This window comes from Desulfocurvus sp. (assembly GCF_023230885.1).
In the GTDB taxonomy this organism is placed as follows: domain Bacteria; phylum Desulfobacterota; class Desulfovibrionia; order Desulfovibrionales; family Desulfovibrionaceae; genus Desulfocurvus.
Genome location: NZ_JALNWM010000243.1, coordinates 1 through 4,364, shown reverse-complemented (window position 1 = coordinate 4,364; position 4,364 = coordinate 1). Strand labels below are relative to the sequence as shown.

General features: G+C 67.7%; 4 protein-coding genes and 1 pseudogene. 2 read left to right on the top strand and 3 right to left on the bottom strand.

Translation table 11 applies throughout. The features are described from left to right. Window positions 1–207: 207 nt before the first annotated feature. Window positions 208–930 carry a helix-turn-helix domain-containing protein gene (locus M0P34_RS13965; protein ID WP_291500192.1) on the bottom strand — a complete coding sequence of 241 codons (723 nt, stop codon included), beginning with the start codon at window positions 928–930 and terminating at the stop codon, window positions 208–210. A 77-nt stretch (window positions 931–1,007) separates the two neighbouring features. On the opposite strand from M0P34_RS13965, the gene M0P34_RS13960 reads away from it, so the two are divergent. Next, window positions 1,008–1,316, top strand: coding sequence for a helix-turn-helix transcriptional regulator (locus tag M0P34_RS13960; RefSeq protein WP_291500190.1), 309 nt, complete (start codon window positions 1,008–1,010; stop codon window positions 1,314–1,316). 350 nt (window positions 1,317–1,666) lie between these two features. Here M0P34_RS13960 and hflC read toward each other — a convergent pair whose 3' ends face one another. Together hflC and hflK are read right to left on the bottom strand one after the other, a co-directional pair. Beyond that, entirely contained in the window at window positions 1,667–2,518 is an 852-nt protein-coding gene (gene hflC / locus M0P34_RS13955; protein ID WP_291500189.1) for a protease modulator HflC, read from the bottom strand. Next, window positions 2,515–3,603, bottom strand: coding sequence for an FtsH protease activity modulator HflK (hflK, locus tag M0P34_RS13950; RefSeq protein ID WP_291500187.1), 1,089 nt, complete (start codon window positions 3,601–3,603; stop codon window positions 2,515–2,517). The genes hflC and hflK overlap by 4 nt, the downstream gene beginning before the upstream one ends. 257 nt (window positions 3,604–3,860) lie before the next feature. Here hflK and M0P34_RS13945 point away from each other — a divergent pair. Then, window positions 3,861–4,364 (top strand): annotated as a pseudogene (locus M0P34_RS13945) (phosphomannomutase); the annotation flags it as partial.

Here is a 4,364-nt window from a genome sequence, read left to right as displayed (position 1 = left end):
GCGCGGGCGGGCGCGGCGGGCGGACCGCCCGCACCTGTCGGGTCGGGGGCGCTGGTGCTGGTGTCGGTCATGGTCGGAACCTCCTTGGCGGCGGGGGCCTGCGGGCGAAGGCGCCAGGGTAGCAACAGCCCGGCCCCGGCGCAAGGGCCGCAACGGCAGGGCCCCCGGCGCACGCGCCGGGGGCCCTGGTCCGCCGCGGGCGGGAGGCTATATCTCCTGGATCATCCAGACCACGCGCCCGACGATCTTGTCGCGGTACTCCTCGAAGCCGAAGTGCTGGTCCGTGTGCCCGCTGTTCTCGGCGCGCAGGACGAAGCGGTTCTTCTCGGCCTCCAGGAACACCCGGCGCACCACCAGCCCCTCAAAGGGCAGCAGCACACCGTAGACCTCGCCGGACAGCACGCTGACCTGGTCGCGGTCCAGGCCGACGAAGGCCCCGCGGCGGATGAGGGGCTCCATGCCCGCGCCGTCCATGCGCACCACCAGCAGCGACTTGCGGTCGAAGGTCTTGGGGATGGCGATCTTGCCGGCGGGCTGGGGCTTCCAGCCGCCGTCCTCGGCGGTGCCTCCGGCCATGGCGTAGTAGGTGACCACCTTGGCCGAGGCCAGGGGGTCGCCGTAGGGCGAGCCCTCCTCGCGCAGGGTTTCGGACAGGGCGGGCTGGTCGAAGGGCTTGTAACCCTCCTTGGTCTTGATATGCTGCGGGCCGCGGCCCAGGGCCAGCCAGTCGGGGTTCAGCCCGAACTCGCGGAAGAGGGTCAGGAACCAGTCCGCCGGCACGGAATCGCGGCGCTTGGCGTCGGAGATGCTGGACTGGCGAATGCCCAACACCTGCGCCAGCTCCACCTGGGTCCTGGTCCCGGTGGCCTCCTTGATGCGGTCAACCACCGACTCGAAACTCTCTCCGTATTTCTTCCCGGATTTTCCCATCTTTCTTCTCTCGTGAACAGTTTGCTGTTGACCGCTCATGCGCATGGCTATATCGTCAAACACATCAAGGCCATAACATGAAAATCGGTAAACAAATTGACGAAAATAAACCTACCCGTCAAGACCGGCTGCGGGCCTGGCTGGCGTTGCACAAGATCAGGCACGCGGACCTGGCCCAGGCCCTGGGCGTCCATCCGTCCATGATCACGCGCATCGTCAACGGCGACCGCGCGCCGCGGCGGCGCATCGGGCAGCTTGTCGCGCTGGGCATCCCGCGCGCGCTGCTTCCGGAGCCCTCCGGCCCTCCGGGCAGGCCCCCTGGCGCCAAAAACGAACCACGGAAGGTCGCAAAACCTTCCGCCCCGGACCGTTGTAAAGAATCGTAGGGAATACAGTGCGGCAGCACTTCCGGCGGGATTTGCCCGCTGGGTTCACAGACGATTCCGGCCACGCTGGACGCATTTTCCGTGCGACGCAACGTGCCCTACAGCCCGTCCCCCTCAGGCGTTCCGTATGCAATGATGAATGCCCGCGACGCCTTTGTCAATCGCCAACCCGCGCCCTGCGTGATGTATCGCCGGAGCGATACATCCCCGGCGACGGCGAACCCCGGGAAAAATCAATCCATCTCCCCCGAAAAAGAATTTCGGCCTTCCGGTTTATCAACAAAACGAATGGCCCCTCCGCGAGGAGGGGCCATTGCCGCATCCGGAGCCGCCGCCAGGGGCCCGGCCCGTCAGCGCAGGTGGCGCAGGAACTCGCTGTCCACGGGGGACAGGATGACGCGGGTGTTGTCCTTGAAGCTCTTCTCGTAGGCCTCCAGGCTGCGCTTGAAGGCGTAGAAGTCCGGCGACGCCTTGAGCACCTCGCCGAAGATGCGCGTGGACTCGGCGTCGCCCTGGCCGCGCAGGATCTGGGCTTCGCGCTCGGCGTCGGCCAGAAGCAGCGCGCGGTCCCTGTCGGCGCCGGACTTGATCTTGGCGGCCTCCTCCTGGCCCTCGGAGCGGTACTGCTTGGCCTGGCGTTCGCGCTCGGCGCGCATGCGCCCGAAGATGGCCCGCTCGTTCTCCGGGGGCAGGTCAGTGCGCTTGATGCGCACGTCCACCAGCTCGATGCCGTACTCCCGGATCAGCTCCGCCGAGCGCGAAAGCACCTCGGCCATGATCTGCGAACGCTTCTGGGCCACGATCTCCTGGAGGGAGTAGCGCCCCAGGGCCACGCGCAACTGGGCGTAGATGATGTCGTCCAGCCGGGCCGTGGCCCCGCGCTCGTTGTTCACCGTGCGGTAGTACTGCAAGGGGTCGACGATGCGCCATTTGCTGAAATTGTCCAGCAGCATGGCCTTCTTGTCCTCGGTGAGGATCTCCCTGGGCTGGGCGTCGTGCTCCAGGATGCGCGCGTCGAAGACGGTCACGCCCTGGATGAAGGGTTTCTTGAAGTGCAGGCCGGGCTCCTTGGCCCCGCCCACGGGCTTGCCCAGTTCAAGTACAATGGCCGTCTGGGTCTGGTGCACCAGATACACGCTCTGGGACAGCAAAACCAGCGCCGCGCCCAGGATACCCAGCAGCCATCCGGTTTTCCTGCTCATTGCTTGCCTCCGGCGGTCTGGGGAGCCTGCGGGGTCGCGGCCTGGGCCCTGGGCAGCCTGTCCAGGGGCAGGTAGGGCACAACACCCCCCGCGGCCTTGGGGTCGATGACGATCTTCTCCAGCTCGGGGTTGGAGAAGATGTTTTCCATGGTTTCCAGGTACAGGCGGGTGCGCGTCACGTCGCGGGCCTTCTCGTACTCGCGGATCAGGGCCTGGTAGCGCGCGGAGTCGCCCTGGGCCCGGCGGATGCGCGTCTCCTTGTACGCCTCGGCCTGGTTGAGCAGCACCGCGGCCTGGCCGCGCGCGCGCGGCATGAGGTCGTTGCGGTAGGCGTCGGCCTCGTTGATCAGCCGGCTCTTGTCCTCGCGGGCGGAGGCCACGTCCTTGAAGGCGTCGATGACCTCGCGGGGCGGATGCACGTCCTGAAGCTGCACGGCGACCACGTCCACCCCGGCCTTGTACCGGTCCAGCACGCCCTGGAGCAGCTCGCGGCAGTCGTCCTGGATGGCCGACTTGCCCGTGGTCAGCACCGTGTCGATGAGGTTGTAGCCCACCACCTCGCGCATGGACGCCTCGGCGGCGGCCTTCACCGTCTCGTGCTGGTGGCGGACGTTGAACAGGAACTCCCGGGCGTCCTTGATCTTGTATTGGACGATGAACTGCACATCGACGATGTTCTCATCGCCGGTGAGCATCAGGGATTCCTGGCCCACGGCGCGGGTCTGCTGGGCGCTGGCGCCCCCGGGCCCGCGAAAGCCGATCTCCACGCGGTGGATGGTGGTCACCTTGGGCGTTTCCACGCTCTCGAAGGGGAACGGCAGGTGGTAGTGCAGCCCGCTTTCCGTCAGCCGGGCGAACTTGCCGAAGCGCAACACCACGCCCTGCTCGTCGGCGTTGACGATGTACAGCCCGGAAAGGCCCCACAACACCACCGCCACCAGCAGGATGATCTTGCCCGCAGGGAAGTTGAATTGCCGCAGCCGCCGGACCTCGAAACCGAAATCGCCCAGCCCTGGCCCGCCGCTCGGAGCGCCGGGCGGCCTCTGCCGCTTGTTTTGTTGGAGCTTGTCCCAGTCCCAGTTCATAATGCCCCGGTTTACGGCCTGCGCGCCCGCAGGTCAAGCATTGCCGGAGCGGCGCACGGCGCGCGGCCCCCGGGGCGGCGCAGGCGGCGCAGACGGGCGCGGCGCGCCGCCGCGGCGTTGCCGTGGCCGCGACCTGCGGGCGCGTCTTCCGGCGCGCGGCGCGCCGCCCCTTGCCACCCCGGCCCCCGGAAGGTAGTGTGCATGGAGGGTCCACTGGCGGCCCGCAACCGCGCAAGCAACGAAGAAGCGGAGGAGCGATGAAGCCGGTCAACAAGGAAATCTTCAGGGCCTACGACATCCGGGGCGTGGTGGACCGCGACTTCGACCAGGAGTGGGTGGAGGTTCTGGGCCGGGCCTGCGGCACCTACTTCCGGGCCAAGGGCCACAGCCGGGCCGTGGTCGGCCACGACTGCCGCCATTCCTCCCCGGGCTACCAGCAGCGCATGATCGCCGGGCTCACGGCCAGCGGCGTGGACGTGCTCTACCTCGACATGGTGGCCACCCCGCTGTTCTACTTCGCGGTCAAGACCCTGGGCTACCATGCCGGGGTGATGATCACCGCCAGCCACAACCCGCCGGAATTCAACGGATTCAAGGTCTGGGAAGGCGAATCCACCATCCATTCCGACGAGATCACCGCCGTCTACGAAATCATGGCCGCCGGGCGCTTCGAGTCCGGCTCGGGCGTGGCCGCGCACCACGACATCGTGCCCGCCTACCTGGACGCCCTGGCGGCGCGCGGGCCCCTGGCGCGCCCGGTG

Excerpts from the sequence above, each read along its gene's own strand:
- M0P34_RS13965 (WP_291500192.1), bottom strand. The coding sequence starts at position 930 with ATGGGAAAATCCGGGAAGAAATACGGAGAGAGTTTCGAGTCGGTGGTT.
- M0P34_RS13960 (WP_291500190.1), top strand. The coding sequence starts at position 1,008 with ATGAAAATCGGTAAACAAATTGACGAAAATAAACCTACCCGTCAAGAC.
- hflC (WP_291500189.1), bottom strand. The coding sequence starts at position 2,518 with ATGAGCAGGAAAACCGGATGGCTGCTGGGTATCCTGGGCGCGGCGCTG.
- hflK (WP_291500187.1), bottom strand. The coding sequence starts at position 3,603 with ATGAACTGGGACTGGGACAAGCTCCAACAAAACAAGCGGCAGAGGCCG.